The organism is Streptomyces sp. NBC_00576 (assembly GCF_036345175.1).
Classification (GTDB): Bacteria; Actinomycetota; Actinomycetes; order Streptomycetales; family Streptomycetaceae; genus Streptomyces.
Window position 1 is genome coordinate 5619456 of the sequence record NZ_CP107780.1, and the last position, 17422, is coordinate 5636877.

A 17422-nucleotide genomic window follows, 5' to 3' on the forward strand; every position below is an offset into this window, starting at 1 on the left:
ACGGGTGGCGGGCCTCCGTGGGCATGAGAGTAAAGCTCCTCCCCGGCCTCCGTATGCCAACCGTCCCCGCAGTGCCAAGGATCACCCACCGGTGGCGTGGAACCGTACGACGGTTTGCATAATTTTCCCGTGCTGCTGTGTGCTGTTTTCACGGGTTGTCCAGGTCGTCCACGGGGGAGGGAGCAGGCGTGCCCAAGGTGCCCAAGGTGTCCGCAGTGATCGTCCCGTACGCGTCCTACTTGCGCGTCTACGAGCCGCTGGCGGCCTTCCCCGAGCCGGAACGCAGCCACTGGGCTCGCTACGCCCGGCGGCCCGACCGGCCCTCGTACCAGGACGAACTGCGCCGTTCCCTGGCCGACCTGCTGCCCACGCCGCCGGTCGCGGTGCCCGTGCAGGAGAGTGCCGACGCGTTCGTGACCGAGGTCGAGGGGGTGCTGTGCGTCTGCCCCTGGCGCACCCGGCTGCGCGGTTGGCAGGCGCTGGGTGACCTCGGGGAGGAACTGCCCGTCTCGGTCCTGGACGCCGTCCTGCCGCCCCTCGTGCGCCACCAGGCCGCCCAGGACTACGAGCGCTGGCTGACCCGCAACCCGGACGCCCGGCCCTGGATCCGTACGGCGACCTGGCAGGTGCCGCTCAACTGGTTCGTGCTCGTGTCCGACGAGGAGCGCGAGTACGAAAAGGGCTCGGGAGCCGACGGGGGCGCGGCGCCCGTGCTGCGCTACCGGACGCCCATGGTGCAGGCGCGGCGGCGCGTGGCGCGGGGGCTGCGGACCCTGCGGGACAGCCTCGACGAAGGGCCGCTCATCGACGGGCTGCTGGACGTCGGGCGCTGGCTGGAGGAGTTCCATCCGCGCTCACTGGTCGAGCTGGACTACGGCGGGCTCGTGCATGTGCTGCCGGCCGGCGATCTGGCGGGCGACCACTCGGCGGCGGACGTGGCGGCGGGGATCGAGGCGCTGCGTGACGGGGACGGCGAGGCGGCCGGGGAGGCGTACGGGCGGCTCGTGGAGCGGTGGCGGGCGGTGCTGGACCGACGGTCGGCCAACTGACGGTTCATCAAAAAAAGACTCCCTGGAACGTGAGTTCCATTTTTGTGGGACGCTCTTGGGGCTGCCGTGGGACGTAGGTCCCGATCCGGGCGTTTGTGTCAAGCGTGACGGACCGCACGTACAGGTGGCTTGCCTTCCTTGCCCCTCCTCGTGCCAAAATAGGACAAGGAGTCCGGGGGAGGCTCTATCTGCCCAGCTATGGGTGGAATCTCAGCATTGCACGCTATGGGGGGTCTCGTGACTCCTGATCGCCACTGTGACTGATCGTCACAGTGGCGTGACTGTCCGCTATGGCATGGTCCATTGGCTTCCGTCGCCGATGGACGCCTGGGAGGGCAATTCCATCGGTTTGGCCTACGCGGTTGGACAGATGGTGTAGTTGTAGTGCCGAGGACAAGCCGTTCGTCCTATAACCGACTCGACCCGCATCCGCCATTTCGGGCAACGCGGGTCAAGGTGCAGAATTTAGAGGAATGAACCGAGAAGGTTCGGTTCTCCCGAGGAGGCCGCTCATGACCGCTCGCACCCCTGATGCCGAGCCGCTGCTGACCCCGGCTGAGGTCGCCACCATGTTCCGTGTTGACCCCAAGACGGTGACGCGGTGGGCGAAGGCCGGCAAGCTCACGTCCATCCGCACGCTCGGCGGACACCGCCGTTACCGCGAGGCCGAGGTCCGCGCCCTGCTTGCGGGCATTCCGCAGCAGCGCAGCGAGGCCTGACCAACTGAATAGTCGAACGAACCGGCAGGTCCCCCAACTATCGGCCGAGTCGTCCGACTGGCAACACCAGAGTCACCAGCAACGCCAGAGTCACCAGCTCCACCAGTAACAGCTTCAAGCGACGTGGGTCTGCCCCAACAGGCCTGACGCCCAAGGCAGTTCCACAGCTTCAAGGGTGCGTCGTAGAGATCGCGCTGGACTCCGCCGGGTCCAGCGCGATCTTTTTTGTGCCCGCGGTCGGGGGTGGCACGGGGTGCTGTGAGCGGGCTTGTTGGAGTCTGGGGAGGGGTGTCGGATCCGCTGTGGGAGCCTGCTGAGGCTGGTGCAATTGCACATATTAAATTGACCAGTTGTAGGTGAGGGGTAAGAACCCACATTTTAAAAACTCATGCAGTGACACCCGTCACACACCGCGCGCCTTGTTGACGCTGCTGCACGAGTGTTAAAGGGAGCTGCTGTTGGCACGCGGTGCCTCGTCGGCCCTGTCGCTCTCGACGTCCCCGTCGGCGTCGGTGCAGCGCTCCATGGCGAGCCTCTGTAACCGGTGGCAGATCGGACAGTGCCGCGTGAGATGCGGGTACCCGCTGGCGGCCGACAGATGGGCCCGAAGCAGAGCACGCGTCTCATGCCGTCGCACGGTCGCCGCCATACGCCACCTCCGGAAGGGGGACAGGGCATCGAGGGCCCTGCTCTCTGGGTACCGGGGGAAGGTGACTCCGTCAAGAAGACGGCAACGCCAGAGGGCCCGAGTCGTGAGACTCGGGCCCTCTCGTTCTTCACTGCGGTCCTGACGGGATTTGAACCCGCGGCCTCCACCTTGACAGGGTGGCGAGCACTCCAAACTGCTCCACAGGACCAGGTTTCGCGGCACTTGATGTTGCGCTGTGCTGCGAAAAGAGACTGTACAGGAGGGTGAGCCCGGGGGCGAACTCACCCAACGTGCAGAGGTCGTTACGGCGCCTGCGCGTCGATCGCCTTCACGATCCGCTTGTCCGACACCGGGTACGCCGTGCCCAGCGCGTGGGCGAAGTAACTGACGCGGAGTTCCTCGATCATCCAGCGGATGTCCAGCACCGCAGACGGCACCGGCCGGCCCTGCGGCAACTGCTCAAGCAGCCACGCGTACTCGTCCTGCATCTCGTGCACCTTCTCCATACGGGTGGTGTCCCGCTGGACGTTGGTGGGCATCTGCTGCAGGCGCCGGTCCACGGCGACGAGGTAGCGCATCAGGTCGGGCAGGCGCCGCAGACCGGCCGCCGTCACGAACCCGGGCCGTACGAGGGCGTCCAGCTGCTTGCGTACGTCCGTCAGGTTCGGGAGGAGCACAGCGCTGCGTACGCCCTTCAGGCGGCGCTCACAGGCCTGCCAGGCGGCCAGCACCTGCTGCACCTGGTTGACCGTACGGACCGTCGTGTCGACGATCTCCGCGCGCACCTTCTCGTACAGCTTCCGGTGCGACTCCTCGTCCCACGCGGGGCCCCCGAAATCGGCGATCAGCTTGTCGGCCGCGGCCATCGCGCAGTCGTCGAACAGCGCCTGGATCGAACCGTGCGGATTCGCCGACAGCGCGAGCTTCTGAACATTCGTCAACTTCTCGGACGCGAACTTCGCAGGATTGACCGGGATGTTGCGCAGAATGAGCCGCCGGGTGCCCTTCCACATCGCCTGCTGCTGCTCGGCCTCCGTGTCGAAGAGGCGTACGGAGACTGTGTCGCCGTTGTCGACCAGCGCCGGGTACGCCTTCACCGGCTGGCCGGCCCGGCGCGTCTCGAAGAGCGGCGTCAGGGTGCCGATCGACCAGTCCGTCAGGCCGGTGCGTTCCAGGGACTCGCCGCCTGCGCGCTCGGCGGTGGCCGCCGCGGCCTGGGAGATGGCCTGGCGGGCCTTCGGCTTGAGCTGGAGGCGCAGTACCTCCAGGTCCTTGTCCTCGGCGAGCTTGCGGCGCCGCTCGTCGATGATCCGGAAGGTGACGCGGAGATGGTCGGGGACCCGGTCCTGGTCGAAGTCGTCTGCGGTGAAGGGGACTCCGACCATGCGCCTCAACTCGCGGGCCATGGTGGTGGTCAGGGGCTCCTGGAGGGGGGTGGCGGTGTCCAGGAAGCGCTTGGCGAAGTTGGGCGCCGGGACGTAGTGGCGGCGGATCGGCTTGGGCAGGGAGCGGATGAGTTCCGTCACCAACTCCTCGCGCAGGCCCGGGATCTGCCAGTCGAAGCCCTCGTCGGTGACCTGGTTCAGCACCTGGAGCGGGATGTGGACGGTCACACCGTCGGCGTCAGCGCCCGGCTCGAACTGGTACGTCACCCGGAACTTGAGCCGCCCCTGATGCCAGGCGTCCGGATAGTCGTCCTTGCTGACGTCCCCGGCGCGCTCGTTGATGAGCATCGCCCGCTCGAAGTCGAGGAGTTCGGGCTCCTCGGTTCGCTTGTGCTTCCACCAGGAGTCGAAGTGGGCGCCCGACACGACGTGTTCGGGGACGCGCTCGTCGTAGAAGTCGAAGAGGGTCTCGTCGTCGACGAGGATGTCCCGGCGGCGGGCCCGGTGCTCCAGCTCCTCGACCTCGGTGAGGAGCCGGCGGTTGTCGGCGAAGAACTTGTGGTGCGTCCGCCAGTCGCCCTCGACCAGCGCGTTCCGGATGAACAGCTCACGGGACACCTCCGCGTCGATGCGCCCGTAGTTCACCTTCCGCTGCGCGACGATCGGTACGCCGTACAGCGTCACCTTCTCGTACGCCATCACGGCCGCCTGGTCCTTCTCCCAGTGCGGCTCGCTGTAGGTGCGCTTGAGGAGGTGCTCGGCGAGGGGCTCGACCCACTCCGGCTCGATCCTGGCGTTGACGCGGGCCCACAGGCGGGACGTCTCGACGAGTTCCGCCGACATCACGAAGCGCGGGGGCTTCTTGAAGAGGGCGGAGCCGGGGAAGATCGCGAACTTGGCGTTGCGGGCACCGACGTACTCGTTCTTGCCCGAGGTGTTGCGGGCGCTGTCGCCGGTCGTCGTGGACGCTCCGGTTCCGCCGCTCGTTGACTTCGGTACGTCCTTCATCCCGATGTGGGAGAGGAGGCCGGCCAGGACGGAGATGTGGATGCTCTGCTCGGGGGCGCCCGGGGGCGGAGCACCCTGATCGGATGCAGTCTCGTCGGTGTGGATGCCCATCTGGCGGGCGACGGTACGGAGCTGGGTGTAGATGTCCTGCCACTCGCGGATGCGCAGGAAGTTCAGGTACTCCTGCTTGCACATCCGCCGGAACGAGGACGAGCCGCGCTCCTTCTGCTGCTCACGGACGTACCGCCAGAGGTTGAGCAGGGCGAGGAAGTCGGACGTCTCGTCCTTGAAACGGGCGTGCTGCTGGTCGGCCTGCGCCTGCTTCTCGACGGGGCGCTCGCGCGGGTCCTGGATAGACAGCGCGGCGGCGATCACCATGACCTCGCGGACACAGCCGTTCTTGTCGGCCTCCAGAACCATCCGGGCCAGCCGGGGGTCGACCGGCAGCTGCGCGAGCTTGCGCCCGGTGTCGGTGAGCCGCCTGCGGGGGTCCTTCTCGGTGGGGTCGAGCGCGTTGAGCTCCTGTAGGAGCTGGACGCCGTCGCGGATGTTGCGGTGGTCCGGCGGGTCGATGAAGGGGAACTTCTCGATGTCCCCCAGGCCGGCCGCCGTCATCTGGAGAATGACGGAGGCGAGATTCGTCCGCAGGATCTCGGCGTCCGTGAACTCCGCGCGGGCCTCGAAGTCGTCCTCGCTGTAGAGCCGGATACAGATACCGTCCGACGTACGCCCGCAGCGGCCCTTGCGCTGGTTGGCGCTGGCCTGGGAGATCGCCTCGATGGGCAGCCGCTGGACCTTGGTGCGGTGGCTGTAGCGGGAGATACGGGCGAAGCCCGGGTCGATGACGTACTTGATGCCGGGCACGGTGAGCGAGGTCTCGGCGACGTTGGTCGCCAGAACGATCCTGCGTCCTGTGTGCTGCTGGAACACGCGATGTTGCTCGGCGTGCGAGAGGCGGGCGTAGAGGGGCAGGACTTCCGTGAACCGGTAGTTCTTCTTGCCCAGCGCGTCCGCCGTGTCCCGGATCTCGCGCTCGCCGGAGAGGAAGACGAGGATGTCGCCCTTGCCCTCGCCCTGGAGCTCCTCGACGGCGTCGCAGATCGCGGTGATCTGGTCGCGGTCGGAATCCTCGCTGTCCTCTTCCAGAAGCGGGCGGTAGCGGACCTCGACCGGGTACGTACGGCCGGAGACCTCGACGATGGGTGCGTCGCCGAAGTGCCTGGAGAAGCGCTCGGGGTCGATGGTCGCCGAGGTGATGACGACCTTCAGGTCAGGCCGCTGGGGCAGCAGTTGCGCCAGATACCCGAGCAGGAAGTCGATGTTGAGGGACCGCTCGTGGGCCTCGTCGATGATGATCGTGTCGTAGGCGCGCAGTTCGCGGTCGGTCTGGATCTCGGCGAGCAGGATGCCGTCCGTCATCAGCTTGATGACCGTCGCGTCCTGGTTCACCTGGTCGGTGAACCGGACCTTCCAGCCGACGGCTTCCCCGAGAGGCGTGTCCAGCTCGTCGGCGATCCGCTCGGCGACGGTACGGGCGGCGATACGACGGGGCTGTGTGTGCCCGATCATGCCGCGTACGCCGCGTCCGAGCTCCACGCAGATCTTCGGGATCTGGGTGGTCTTCCCGGACCCGGTCTCACCGGCGACGATGACGACCTGGTGATCGCGGATGGCGGCAGCGATCTCGTCCTTCTTCTGACTGACGGGAAGCTGCTCGGGGTAGCTGACCGAGGGCACACGGCTGCGCCGCTCGGCCATTCGCAGCTCGGCCTTGGCCACCTCCGCCTCGATCTCGGCGAGGACGGCGGTACGGGCTTCCGGCTTGCGGATCCTGCGCGCACCTTCGAGCCTGCGCCCGAGCCGGTGCGCGTCGCGCAGGGACAGCTCGGTCAGGCGGGGGGCGAGATCGCCGAGGGCGGGAGCGCCGGGGCCGGGGGCGGAGGCGGGTTGCGTAGACATACGCGGTCCAGGATCTCACCTCGGCCAAATTACTGGCGAACCCTTTTGTCTCGCCCCCGCCGCCCCTGCCCGTCCCATCCCGCTGAAGACACGGCGTGGGCACGACGAAGGCCCCGTCCAACGGACGGGGCCTTCGGGATGTGGCTGGGGCCGGGGTCGAACCGGCGACCTATCGCTTTTCAGGCGATCGCTCGTACCAACTGAGCTACCCAGCCACGAGGTTTCACGTGAAACATGCAACCTCAGCGGTCCTGACGGGATTTGAACCCGCGGCCTCCACCTTGACAGGGTGGCGAGCACTCCAAACTGCTCCACAGGACCTTGCTGTTGTGCGCGACGTAAGTCTTGCACACCGTGTCGCATGCTCCCAACGGGATTTCCCGTCGTGAACCGACACTGATTGCGAACCCGGACTGCCTGCTCGCTCTCGCCGATCTGGTGGTTCTGAGTGACCGGTTGAGGCTGGCTGGCGGGCCGATGTCGCTGGAAAAGCGTATCAGACCACGGGGGGTGCTCTGCCCGCGCGACAGTGCAGGTCGAGGGCTATTCCGTCCGGTTTGCGAGCAGCCCTGGGGCAGATCGGAGGGACTGGAGCGGGCGGTGCTCGGTACTCCGGGTCGCATGCGGAGGCGTCCGTGCGGCGGCTCGTGAAGGCGGTCGCGTGGGCCGCCGAGACCGCTCAGCGGTGGGGCGCGGGAGGGCCGCCGGCCTTCGCGACGGCGGCCGTGCGCTCCGCGCCGAACCGGCTCGACGTACTGCGGACCGTGCGGACCGTGCGGACCGAGACGGGCGTATGACTGTGCACGCTGCCGGGCGAGGCCGAGGTCGAGCTCACGTTTCTCGGTGCCCGGCGGTGGATGGCCGGCGCGCCGGGTCTCTCGCGCTGTTCGACATCGGGGCGGCTCGCCGGAGGTGGCCTGCGGGCGTGGTGGCAGGCTGCCCGACTTCGCGGTGTCTCTGCCGCTCGGCGCGGGCCGGCGGACCTTCCAGCAGCTGGCCCGGCTGTGCGGTGCCGCACCCGGTCGCCAGGGTTTGTTCGTGGCGCGGCGCCCGACCCGAGGGGATCTCCGCGCCGCGGGCCCTGCAGAGTTTGGCCGGAGCGGTGGTGGGGCACCCGGCGATGAAGCTCACGGGGATCAAGACGCTCACCATCTGCCCGTGGGCCATCCGCGAAGGAGTGTTGCTGCGGAGATCACCCAGGAACAGCAGGAACAGCAGGAACAGCAGGAACAGGATGAAGCAGTGCCCGCGGGGCCGACGCCGCTGCGGTCGCGATGCCGGAGCCCGAGATGCCGGCGCCTCAGCGGGCGAGCCACCCCCAACCCAGGAGGAGCCATGGTGGACAGGGGCCGGACCGACAAGATCAAGGGCAAGGCCAAGGAGGTGGCCGGTAAGGCCACGAGCGATCACGAGCAGGAGCTGGAAGGCAAGCTGGAGCAGGCTCGCGGCGAGGCCAAGAAGATCAGGGGAAAGGCTCAGGAACGTGCCGAGAAGGCCGCGCCCTCGGACATGCGGGATCGCGGTTGAGCTTTTCGGCGTATCCCTTCGACGAGTTCCACCTTCGGCGAGTCCGACAAGTCCTTGCGGGTGGGGAGCCCGGCACGGCCGGGCTCCCCACCCCACGTCGGCCGACAGGTGCGAGGTCGGTTTGGGCAGGGCGTATCGGGTGCTCGAAAGGGACACCCTCACGGCGGCCGGGTCGACGCGAGACGCGAGAGTGCCGCCGGGCCCTCGGCAGCGTCGAGGTGTCGGCGAGCGTGAGTCGGAGGGCTCCGGTCAGGAGAGCAACATCGTCAGGGGTGAGGACTAGGGGGCTCCGGGGCCTCCGACAGTGCCCGCAGGCCGGCGACCGTCTCGGCGATCTGCTGCCGGAACACCTCGGCGAGCGGGTCGCCTGTGACAGCGCTGACGAGGTGGTCGGCCACCTCGCGCAGTTTGGTGTTGGTGTTCTGGGAGACCCTGACCAGCACCTGCCAGGAGTCCTCGGCGCTCAGCCCGAAAGACGCCATGAGGACGCCGCGGGCAAGGTCGATGACGGGCCGCGTCTGCATGGCCCGCCGGAGTTGAGCCACTTCGACCCGCAGGTCCTGGTTCGTATCGCCCAGTGGGATGTCCGCCCCGAGGGGAAGTGCCACGGCCGTGGGTGCCTCCGCGGGCCGGTCGGTTCCGTCGACCTCGCTCGTGACGCTCATGACGCTCGTGACGGCGGTTCCGTCGGGATGGCCGTTGGCGGTGAACAGCGGCAGTGTGCCGGTGATCGAGAAGAGCCGCAGTGCCGCGGCGCCGGCCGCCCGAACGGTGAGGTACTTGCCCTGTTCGAGTGCGTGCCTGCGCAGGCGCAGCAGAACGTTGAGTCCGGAGCAGTCACAGAAGTCCACGCCGCTCAGATCGAGGGCGATGCCGCGGTCCGAGCGGACAAGGGCTTGGCGTAGACCGTTGTGCAGTGCCTGCTCTGTGACGATGTCGATCGCACCGGACACCACGACCAGCGTTTCGTGGCCCGCAGGGTGGGTCTCGATCCCCAGTAGTGCCATCTGGTCGTCCTGGCCGTACCGGCCGTCGCTTCGAGTACGGGCGGGCGGGGTCTTGGGGACCCGGTCCGGCCCTGTGAGCTGCGTAGTAACTGCTTGTTCTGACATCGCGGCCACTCCGTAGACATCCGGCAATTCACGCCCTCTCCAGATTCGCTCCCAAGGGTCTCGTACGTCAAGCGATACATGAAACTGAGTTCGGCCTTTTGAATACGTGAATCGATGGGCCTATCCTGGGTTGCATGCGTGGAGTACCCGAATCACACACCGGTTGGACATTCCTAACCAATCACTCCCGCGTGCTGGCTGCCATCGCGGAGGACCCCACCACCCGCATCCGCGACATCGCCGCACGTTGCAGGCTCACGGAGCGTGCCGTACAGAAGATCGTTTCGGATCTGGAGACGGCCGGCTATCTCACCCACACCCGGCGCGGACGCTCCAACGCGTATCGCATCGAGGACGGGACCATCCTGCGACATCCCGCCGACGAGGGGCTGAGTGTGGCGGAACTGCTGTCTCTCCTCGCTCGGCACGATGTCGAACACATCGACGGTCAGCGCGAGTTGCAGTCGACGGCCCCGCACGCGAGAGCCTCGGAGGACGACCAGTGAGGCGTTGAGCGTCGTCTCCGCGTGCTTCCCGCCCTCCCGTAGTCGGTAGGGGACATGGAGTGGTGTCAGGGATGTCCTGTGCGCCTGAGTCGTGCCTTGTGCTCGCTCATGCGCCGCAGCGGCGGCGGCCCCGGCTCTTCGTGTACCGGCAAAGGACTCCAGAACCTGGCACGCCACCGTGCCGCGGACGGTCGAGCTCTTCGAACAGGGCCGGACCGTCGTCCCGCCCTCGACCGACTGGGCGCCGAGGCGTCCTTCGGGCACCCCGCCACGCAGGGCGAGATCGAGGCGGCGGGCCTTGGCGGGCGCCCTCCGGGGTACCCGCGTGTGCGACCGGTCCCGCCGTCAGGACGAGACGGGACGAGACGAAGGGACAGTGCTGTGAACGACCACCGCATGAACACCCCCGGGGACGACGGAGACGGAGCACAGGACCCGGACTCCCGGCCGAAGCCCCTCCCCAGGGACATGCCCGACCAGCAGGCGGGCGCCGACGGGGACCCCTGGGAGGTCGATGACAACCCGGCGGGCGCGGAGGCGCAGGAGCGGCCCGACCCGCAGGTCCCCGACACGGACGAAGCCGGTACGGGCAGGCGCGGCGCCCCGCACTCCGGCAGCCGGCGCCCCGAGCACCCTGTGCCCGACGAGCCGACGGCCTGATCTTCACCGTTGCCTTCTTGGCGTTCCGCAACGTCCGTAACGCACGAAATGGCGGTCACCCCTGATGCGGGATGCCGCCACCGTACTTACCTGTGCCCCCAACGGGATTCGAACCCGTGCTACCGCCTTGAAAGGGCAGCGTCCTGGGCCGCTAGACGATGGGGGCGAGGACGTGAGAAGCATAGGTGATGCCGGGGAGCTTCGCCAAAACGGTTTACGGGAACGGTTTATGGGCTCGGAACCTAAGACGGCGAGGGCGAGGGAGAAGGCGAAGGTGAGGGCGGCGGTGAGGGAACCGGTGTCGCGCCTGGCTGGTTCTCCTTCGGCAGATGGCGGCTCACCTCCGCCGTGGTCAGTCCGAGGCCGCCCAGTTTGATCTCGTCCCAGGCCTGGAGGCGACGGGTGTCGCGGTCCAGGTAGAGGACGGACGCCTCGATCTGGTCCGGGTACCGCTTCTCCAGGGCGCGCAGTCCGCTGCCGCCCGTCGAGCCCTCGATGCGCAGCCGGGTGCCGTTCTTCATGACCTCCATCTCCTCGTGGTGGAGGTGCCCGGCCAGCACGAGCGGGACCACGCCGTCCGTCCGCCGCGCCGCCTTCGGCTCGTGGACCATCGCGACGTCGACCGGCGTGCCCAGGGTCCGCTGGTCGAGGATGGCCGACGCCAGCCGGTCGCCGGCCAGCTCCTGGGCCGGGCCGCCGTCCTGCTCGCCCGCCGAGCGGTCCGGGGTGAACGCCGGATCGCCGATGCCCGCGAAGCGCAGCCCCCCGACGGTGACCGCGCGGCCGTCGTCCAGGACGTGCACGTTCTTCATGCGCTGCAGATAGCGCTGGGTGAGCCGCGAGTCGTGGTTGCCGCGCACCCAGACGTACGGGGCGCCCAGATCCCTGATCGGGTCCAGGAAGCCGTTCTCGGCGGCCGTGCCGTGGTCCATCGTGTCGCCCGTGTCGACGATGACATTGATGTCGTACTGCTCCACCAGCGACGCGATGATCTTCCAGCTCGCCGGGTTGAGATGGATGTCCGAGACGTGCAGGACGCGGATCGTGGCCGGGTCGGGCTGGTACGTCGGGAGTGTGGACGTGACGTCGTACAGCTTCGTCACGTTTGTCACCAGGCGGGCCAACTCCTTCTGGTAGACGTCGAATTCGGTGACGATGTTGCGCGCGTTGCCGACCAGCGAGGGGGCCGAGGAGAGAAGTCCGGAGAACTTCGGTTCCAGGACCGATTTGGGGTTCCAGGTCGCGTACGCCGTCGCTCCCGACGCCATCAGGAGAGTGAGGGCGAGGCCGCCGGCCGCGAGCGCCCGCCGGGGGCGGCGGTAGACCGCGAGGCCGAGGGCGGTGGCTCCGGACACGACGGCGACGCAGGAGCGCACGGCCAGGTCGAGGGTGCCGTGGCCGACGTCCTGGGCCACCTCGTCCTGGAGGCCGGAAAGGCGTTCGGGGTGGTCGACGAGGGCCTGGGCGCGGACCGGGTCCAGCTGGTCGACGTTCACGTCGAGGCGGACGGGGGCTGTGTGGCTGCTGAGTTCCAGGGCGCCCAGCGGGGAGACGTTGATCTTCGTGCCGCCGGTGAGGGACGGGCGCAGGGTCATCGTGGTGTTCATCGGGCCGACCGGCGCGCGTACGTTGCCGACGATCAGCAGACCCAGCCAGGCACCCAGAAGGACCACTGCGACCAGGCCCAGGGCGCGGGTCCAGGGGTGCGGCGGATTGACCAGCTCGGCGGCCGGATGCGCGCGCCGGGCGCGGTACGGGCCGGTGAGGGCGGTCAAGGGGCGGGTGAGGCGACCAGGGGTTGTGCGGGTGCTTTCGGGGCGCGGGGTGTTGGCGGGTACGCGTGCCATTGGTCCCGTATGCCCAATGCGTGGCGCGGCTATGCGGGGTGGCTGTGGGTACGGCTTTCCGGAGAGCCCGGGTCCATGACCCCCGTACGGGTGGCCCGTACCGGACAATGGGCGTGTGCTGGAGATGACGCGCGAGGAGTTCGAGGAACTGGTCGCCGAGGCCCTGGACCGGATTCCGCCGGAGCTGACGCGGCTGATGGACAACGTCGCGGTGTTCGTCGAGGACGAGCCCCCGACGGACGATCCCGAGCTGCTCGGGCTCTACGAGGGGACGCCACTGACCGATCGCGGGGAGTGGTACGCGGGGGTGCTGCCCGACCGGATCACGATCTACCGGGGGCCGACCCTGCGGATGTGCGATACGCGGGACGACGTGGTCGCGGAGACCGAGGTGACCGTCGTACACGAGATCGCCCACCACTTCGGGATCGACGACGAGCGGCTGCACGCGCTCGGCTACGGCTGACGGGCCCTGGGGCTACAGGGGGTGGGGCTACGGGGCCGGGCGCGCGGAGGCTGCTGAGGGGCGCGTGTCTTCTTGTGGGCGACGGGAGTTGAGCACGTTGACTCCTCGACTCCCCACCGGAGGTGGCTGCCCGTGCGCCCCTTGCATGTACCTGTCCGTCTGGCCGCCACGGTCGTGGCGGTCGCCGCTGCCGCCGGCTGTATGAGCGTGGGTGACGACGACGCCGCCCGGGTCAAGCCCTCCCACTCCGTCGGCCAGAAGGGCGGGAAGGCGCCCGACGGAGGGACCGCGGTGACCGGCGGTGGCGGTACCGGGTGGGCAGGCGGCTCCGAGGGCGACGGCAAGCGCGGGCACGGGAAGGCCAAGGGGGGCGCGAAGGAGGCCGGCGGGGCGCCCGCGTCCCCGGGCGCCTCCCCGTCCGCCAGGCGGAGCGCCCCGGCGTCGGCGCCCGCCAGGCCGGGCGGGGCCAGTGCCGGGCCCGTCGATCCGGGTGTGCCGACGCCGACGAAGGCGCCTCCGACGCCGACGAAGACCGCCGAGCCGGAGCCGGAACCGCCGGCGGAGTCGCCCACCCCTCCGCCGCCGCCCCCGCCCTCGTCGCCGGTCGCGGAACCGTCGTCCTCTGTGCAGCCGCAGGCCGAGCCGCAGCTGGTGACGCGGGAGCCGGCACCGGAGGCCGGGTCGCCCGCCTGACGGTGGCTACGGGAGGGCCCGAAAGGGTGCTGACCTGCGAGGACGGTACCCAATTTGCCTAAGTGGGTGATGGGTGCGTATGGTAGTAGATCGTTTGATCCCATTGCCTGGCGCCTTGAAGAGACGCGCCGCGTGTGGCGCGTACTCTCCCTTGCCGTGGCTGACCGCATTGAGGCGGTCGAATTGCGAAATCACGGAGTTGACGGGCGCGTGCCGACGAGACTCCGGAAGGTTTCGCATTCGCATGTCCATTTCCAGTACTGATCACATCGTCGTGCCCGAGAACGAGAACGACGAGGCCATCGACCTCGACCTCGCTGAGACGGCTGCCGACACCGACGCCGCTGACACCGCCGACACCGAGTCCGGCGAGCCGCAGATCACCTTCACCGATCTCGGTCTCCCCGAGGGCGTCGTGCGCAAGCTCACGCAGAACGGTGTGACCAGCCCCTTCCCGATCCAGGCCGCGACCATCCCGGACGCCCTGGCCGGCAAGGACATCCTCGGTCGGGGCCGTACCGGCTCCGGCAAGACCCTCTCCTTCGGTCTGCCGCTGCTGACGAAGCTGTCCGGCGGCCACACCGACAAGAAGAAGCCCCGCGGCATCATCCTCACGCCGACCCGTGAGCTCGCGATGCAGGTCGCGGACGCCCTCCAGCCGTACGGCGACGTCCTCGGCCTGAAGATGAAGGTCGTCTGCGGCGGCACGTCGATGAGCAACCAGATCTACGCCCTGGAGCGCGGCGTCGACGTCCTCGTCGCCACGCCCGGCCGCCTCCGCGACATCATCAACCGCGGCGCCTGCTCCCTGGCGAACGTCGAGGTCGCCGTCCTCGACGAGGCCGACCAGATGTCCGACCTGGGCTTCCTGCCCGAGGTCACCGAGCTGCTCGACCAGATCCCGGGCGGCGGCCAGCGCATGCTGTTCTCGGCCACGATGGAGAACGAGATCTCCACGCTGGTCAAGCGCTACCTGACCAACCCGGTCACGCACGAGGTCGACAGCGCCCAGGGCAACGTCACGACGATGTCCCACCACATCCTCATCGTGAAGCCCAAGGACAAGGCGCCGGTCACGGCCGCGATCGCCTCCCGCAAGGGCCGCACGATCATCTTCGTCCGCACCCAGCTGGGCGCCGACCGTATCGCCGAGCAGCTGTGCGACTCCGGTGTGAAGGCCGACGCGCTGCACGGCGGTATGACGCAGGGCGCGCGTACCCGCGTGCTCGAGGACTTCAAGAAGGGCTACGTCAACGCGCTCGTCGCCACCGACGTCGCCGCCCGCGGTATCCACGTCGACGGCATCGACCTGGTCCTGAACGTGGACCCGGCCGGCGACCACAAGGACTACCTGCACCGCTCCGGCCGTACGGCCCGCGCGGGCCGCTCCGGCACGGTCGTGTCGCTGTCCCTGCCGCACCAGCGCCGCCAGATCTTCCGGCTGATGGAGGACGCGGGCGTCGACGCCTCGCGCCACATCATCCAGGGCGGTGCGGCCTTCGAGCCGGACGTCGCCGAGATCACCGGCGCCCGTTCGATGACCGAGGTCCAGGCCGAGTCCGCGGGCAACTCCGCGCAGCAGGCCGAGCGTGAGGTCTCGCAGCTCACCAAGGAACTGGAGCGCGCCACGCGCCGTGCGTCCGAACTGCGCGAGGAGGCCGACAGGCTGACCGCGCGTGCGGCTCGCGAGCGGGGCGAGGACCCGGAGGCAGCCGTGGCCGCGGTGGCCGAGGCCGCCGCAGCCGTCGTCGTCGCGGAGGCCGCCGAGGCGCAGGCCGCCGCGGAGGCGCCGGTGCGCGAGGAGCGTCCGCGCCGTGACGAGCGGGGCAACTACGAGCGCCGCGAGCGCCCCTCTGGTGGCTTCAACCGCGACGGTGACCGTGGTGGTCGTTCCTTCGAGCGTCGCGATGAGCGTCCCTCGGGTGGTGGCTTCCGTCGCGATGACCGTCGTGACGGTGGCGGTGACCGTGGTGGTTTCCGCCGCGACGACCGTCCGTCGGGTGGCTTCAACCGTGACAACGACCGTGGTGGTCGTTCCTTCGAGCGTCGCGATGAGCGTCCCTCGGGTGGTGGCTTCCGTCGCGATGACCGTCGTGACGGTGGCGGTGACCGTGGTGGTTTCCGCCGCGACGACCGTCCGTCGGGTGGCTTCAACCGTGACAACGACCGTGGTGGTCGTTCCTTCGAGCGTCGTGACGAGCGTCCCTCGGGTGGTGGCTTCCGTCGCGATGACCGTCGTGACGGTGGCGGCGACCGCCCCACCGGCGGTGGCTTCCGCCGCGACGACCGCCCGGCCACCGGCCACCGTGGCAGCGACCGTCCCTTCAACCGCGACCGCCAGGGCGACCGCCCCACCGGCGGCGGCTTCCGCTCGGGCAGCCACGACCGCCCGTACAGCCGCCGTGACGACCACCGCGGCACCGGCACCGGCACGGGCACGGGCACGGGGTCGGGTTCCGGCTCGGGTTCGTCCTTCGGCCGCCGCGACGAGAAGCCGCGCTGGAAGCGCAACGGCTGATCACTGATCGCTGAAGGGCCCGTACGACTTGGCGGTTTCTAGGGGTCGTTGCAACACGTGGTCGTGTTGATCAGGCCGTGAGTAGTTTATGCAGGCGCTCGGCTGGGGTTTCCCAGCCGAGCGTTTTGCGTGGGCGGCCGTTCAGCTCGGTGGCGACGGCGTCGAGGTGTTCGCGGGTGTGGGCCGCCAGGTCGGTGCTTTTGGGGAAGTACTGCCGGAGCAGACCGTTGGTGTTCTCGTTCGATCCGCGCTGCCAGGGGCTGGCCGGGTCGCAGAAGTAGACCGGGACGTCCGTGGTGACGGTGAAGGAGCCGTGGGCGGCCATCTCTGATCCCTGGTCCCAGGTCAGGGACCGTCGGAGGTGGGTGGGCAGAGTCTGGACGGTTGTGACCAGTGCGTCCCGGACGCTTTCGGCGCCATGGTCTGCCGGCAGGTGCAGCAGCATGACGTAGCGGGTGGCGCGCTCGACCAGGGTGCCGATGGCCGACTTCCCGTCCTTGCCGATGATCAGGTCGCCCTCCCAGTGACCGGGCACGGCCCGGTCCTCCGCTTCGGCGGGGCGTTCGCTGATCATGACCATGGGGGTGGCGTATCGGGGTTGGCGCCGCTGGGCCTGGCGGCGGGGTTTGCGGTGGGCGCGGCCGGTGCGCAGGGCGCGGGCCAGTTCGCGGCGCAGCTCACCCCGGCCCTGGACGTAGAGGGCCTGGTAGACCGTTTCGTGGACCACGTGCATCTCCGGCCGCTGCGGGAACTGGGCCCTCAGAGCCTGGCAGATCTGCTCAGGGCTCCACCGTATGGCCAGGTGGTCCTGGATGAAGTCCCGCAGCTGGGGGTTCTGGCCGATCTTCCCGGGTTTGGGTCGGGGTCGGCGGGCATCGGCACGGGCCTGCGCGGCGTGCGGCCGGTAGTGGCCGCTGACCGGGTGGCGGTTGCGGCGGATCTCCCGGCTGACCGTGGACGGGCTGCGGCCCAGCTCGACGGCTATCGCACGGACCGTGGCCTTCTCCCGCAGCCGGTCGGCGATGTAAATGCGGTCGCTCTCGCGCAGATACCGCGAGGGACCGGGAGGAGGCGCCACCACGGTGACCGGTGACGCCCCGACGTTCCTGCCGGACGGCGCCCGGCCGTTACGCCAGCGCCGCCCGGTCTTCTCGTTGATGCCGACGATCCGGCATGCCTCGGTGTTGCTGTACCCCTGCTGCATGAGCTGAAGGTAGAGGCGCCGTTCCTCGGACAAGGGACGGCGCCCCTGGACAACGGACCGGTCCCGGACCTTGAAGTCCATCGCATCCCCTGAACTGGGGTGTTGCGACAACCACTAGAA

General features: G+C 68.9%; 13 protein-coding genes, 4 tRNA genes and 1 pseudogene. 9 read left to right on the plus strand and 9 right to left on the minus strand.

Going from position 1 to position 17422, the window contains the following annotated elements:
• Positions 1-197 precede the first annotated feature (197 nt).
• Positions 198-1049 (plus strand): hypothetical protein, encoded by an 852-nt coding sequence (locus tag OG734_RS24240; protein ID WP_330293771.1) that lies wholly within the window; start codon positions 198-200, stop codon positions 1047-1049.
• A 512-nt stretch (positions 1050-1561) separates the two neighbouring features.
• Positions 1562-1768: a developmental transcriptional regulator BldC gene (gene bldC, locus OG734_RS24245; RefSeq protein ID WP_003949541.1), complete on the plus strand. Its 207-nt coding sequence runs from the start codon at positions 1562-1564 to the stop codon at positions 1766-1768.
• 442 nt (positions 1769-2210) lie between these two features.
• Here the strand turns inward: bldC and OG734_RS24250 are convergent, their stop codons facing one another.
• From OG734_RS24250 to OG734_RS24270, 5 genes are all read right to left on the minus strand, one after another.
• Positions 2211-2417, minus strand: coding sequence for a DUF6274 family protein (locus tag OG734_RS24250; RefSeq protein WP_330289599.1), 207 nt, complete (start codon positions 2415-2417; stop codon positions 2211-2213).
• Positions 2418-2550: 133 nt separating this feature from the next.
• Positions 2551-2625: transfer RNA gene (locus tag OG734_RS24255), tRNA-Asp, on the minus strand.
• Positions 2626-2719: 94 nt separating this feature from the next.
• Positions 2720-6769 (minus strand): ATP-dependent RNA helicase HrpA, encoded by a 4050-nt coding sequence (hrpA, locus tag OG734_RS24260; RefSeq protein ID WP_330289600.1) that lies wholly within the window; start codon positions 6767-6769, stop codon positions 2720-2722.
• A 141-nt stretch (positions 6770-6910) separates the two neighbouring features.
• A tRNA-Phe gene (locus OG734_RS24265) sits at positions 6911-6984 on the minus strand.
• Positions 6985-7015: 31 nt separating this feature from the next.
• Positions 7016-7090: transfer RNA gene (locus OG734_RS24270), tRNA-Asp, on the minus strand.
• A 305-nt stretch (positions 7091-7395) separates the two neighbouring features.
• Between OG734_RS24270 and OG734_RS24275 the strand changes: the two are divergent.
• Positions 7396-8056: pseudogene (locus OG734_RS24275) on the plus strand (Ppx/GppA phosphatase family protein); the annotation flags it as partial.
• Positions 8057-8104: 48 nt separating this feature from the next.
• Complete coding sequence (locus tag OG734_RS24280; RefSeq protein ID WP_330289601.1) at positions 8105-8296, plus strand: CsbD family protein; 192 nt, start codon at positions 8105-8107, stop codon at positions 8294-8296.
• A gap of 266 nt (positions 8297-8562) precedes the next feature.
• Here OG734_RS24280 and OG734_RS24285 read toward each other — a convergent pair whose 3' ends face one another.
• A complete protein-coding gene (locus OG734_RS24285; protein WP_330289602.1) occupies positions 8563-9408 on the minus strand; it encodes an ANTAR domain-containing protein in 846 nt (281 codons plus the stop codon).
• 134 nt (positions 9409-9542) lie between these two features.
• Between OG734_RS24285 and OG734_RS24290 the strand changes: the two genes are divergently transcribed.
• Both OG734_RS24290 and OG734_RS24295 read left to right on the plus strand, forming a co-directional pair.
• On the plus strand, positions 9543-9914 hold the full coding sequence (locus tag OG734_RS24290; protein ID WP_330289603.1) for a helix-turn-helix transcriptional regulator: 372 nt from the start codon (positions 9543-9545) through the stop codon (positions 9912-9914).
• 381 nt (positions 9915-10295) lie between these two features.
• Positions 10296-10574 (plus strand): hypothetical protein, encoded by a 279-nt coding sequence (locus tag OG734_RS24295; RefSeq protein ID WP_330289604.1) that lies wholly within the window; start codon positions 10296-10298, stop codon positions 10572-10574.
• A gap of 93 nt (positions 10575-10667) precedes the next feature.
• Here OG734_RS24295 and OG734_RS24300 read toward each other — a convergent pair.
• Both OG734_RS24300 and OG734_RS24305 read right to left on the minus strand, forming a co-directional pair.
• Positions 10668-10740: transfer RNA gene (locus OG734_RS24300), tRNA-Glu, on the minus strand.
• 76 nt (positions 10741-10816) lie between these two features.
• Entirely contained in the window at positions 10817-12421 is a 1605-nt protein-coding gene (locus tag OG734_RS24305) for a metallophosphoesterase family protein (protein ID WP_330289605.1), read from the minus strand.
• A gap of 115 nt (positions 12422-12536) precedes the next feature.
• Here OG734_RS24305 and OG734_RS24310 point away from each other — a divergent pair, with 115 nt between their 5' ends.
• From OG734_RS24310 to OG734_RS24320, 3 genes are all read left to right on the plus strand, one after another.
• Positions 12537-12887 (plus strand): metallopeptidase family protein, encoded by a 351-nt coding sequence (locus OG734_RS24310; RefSeq protein ID WP_330289606.1) that lies wholly within the window; start codon positions 12537-12539, stop codon positions 12885-12887.
• Positions 12888-13019: 132 nt separating this feature from the next.
• Positions 13020-13580 carry a hypothetical protein gene (locus OG734_RS24315; RefSeq protein ID WP_330289607.1) on the plus strand — a complete coding sequence of 187 codons (561 nt, stop codon included), beginning with the start codon at positions 13020-13022 and terminating at the stop codon, positions 13578-13580.
• A 244-nt stretch (positions 13581-13824) separates the two neighbouring features.
• Positions 13825-16098, plus strand: coding sequence for a DEAD/DEAH box helicase (locus OG734_RS24320; protein ID WP_330289608.1), 2274 nt, complete (start codon positions 13825-13827; stop codon positions 16096-16098).
• A 70-nt stretch (positions 16099-16168) separates the two neighbouring features.
• Here OG734_RS24320 and OG734_RS24325 read toward each other — a convergent pair whose 3' ends face one another.
• Positions 16169-17383 (minus strand): IS30 family transposase, encoded by a 1215-nt coding sequence (locus OG734_RS24325; protein ID WP_330287939.1) that lies wholly within the window; start codon positions 17381-17383, stop codon positions 16169-16171.
• Between the last annotated feature and the right edge of the window lie 39 nt (positions 17384-17422).

Excerpts from the sequence above, each read along its gene's own strand:
- OG734_RS24305 (WP_330289605.1), bottom strand. The coding sequence starts at position 12,421 with ATGGCACGCGTACCCGCCAACACCCCGCGCCCCGAAAGCACCCGCACA.
- bldC (WP_003949541.1), top strand. The coding sequence starts at position 1,562 with ATGACCGCTCGCACCCCTGATGCCGAGCCGCTGCTGACCCCGGCTGAG.
- hrpA (WP_330289600.1), bottom strand. The coding sequence starts at position 6,769 with ATGTCTACGCAACCCGCCTCCGCCCCCGGCCCCGGCGCTCCCGCCCTC.
- OG734_RS24320 (WP_330289608.1), top strand. The coding sequence starts at position 13,825 with ATGTCCATTTCCAGTACTGATCACATCGTCGTGCCCGAGAACGAGAAC.
- OG734_RS24280 (WP_330289601.1), top strand. The coding sequence starts at position 8,105 with ATGGTGGACAGGGGCCGGACCGACAAGATCAAGGGCAAGGCCAAGGAG.
- OG734_RS24250 (WP_330289599.1), bottom strand. The coding sequence starts at position 2,417 with ATGGCGGCGACCGTGCGACGGCATGAGACGCGTGCTCTGCTTCGGGCC.
- OG734_RS24290 (WP_330289603.1), top strand. The coding sequence starts at position 9,543 with ATGCGTGGAGTACCCGAATCACACACCGGTTGGACATTCCTAACCAAT.
- OG734_RS24285 (WP_330289602.1), bottom strand. The coding sequence starts at position 9,408 with ATGTCAGAACAAGCAGTTACTACGCAGCTCACAGGGCCGGACCGGGTC.
- OG734_RS24325 (WP_330287939.1), bottom strand. The coding sequence starts at position 17,383 with ATGGACTTCAAGGTCCGGGACCGGTCCGTTGTCCAGGGGCGCCGTCCC.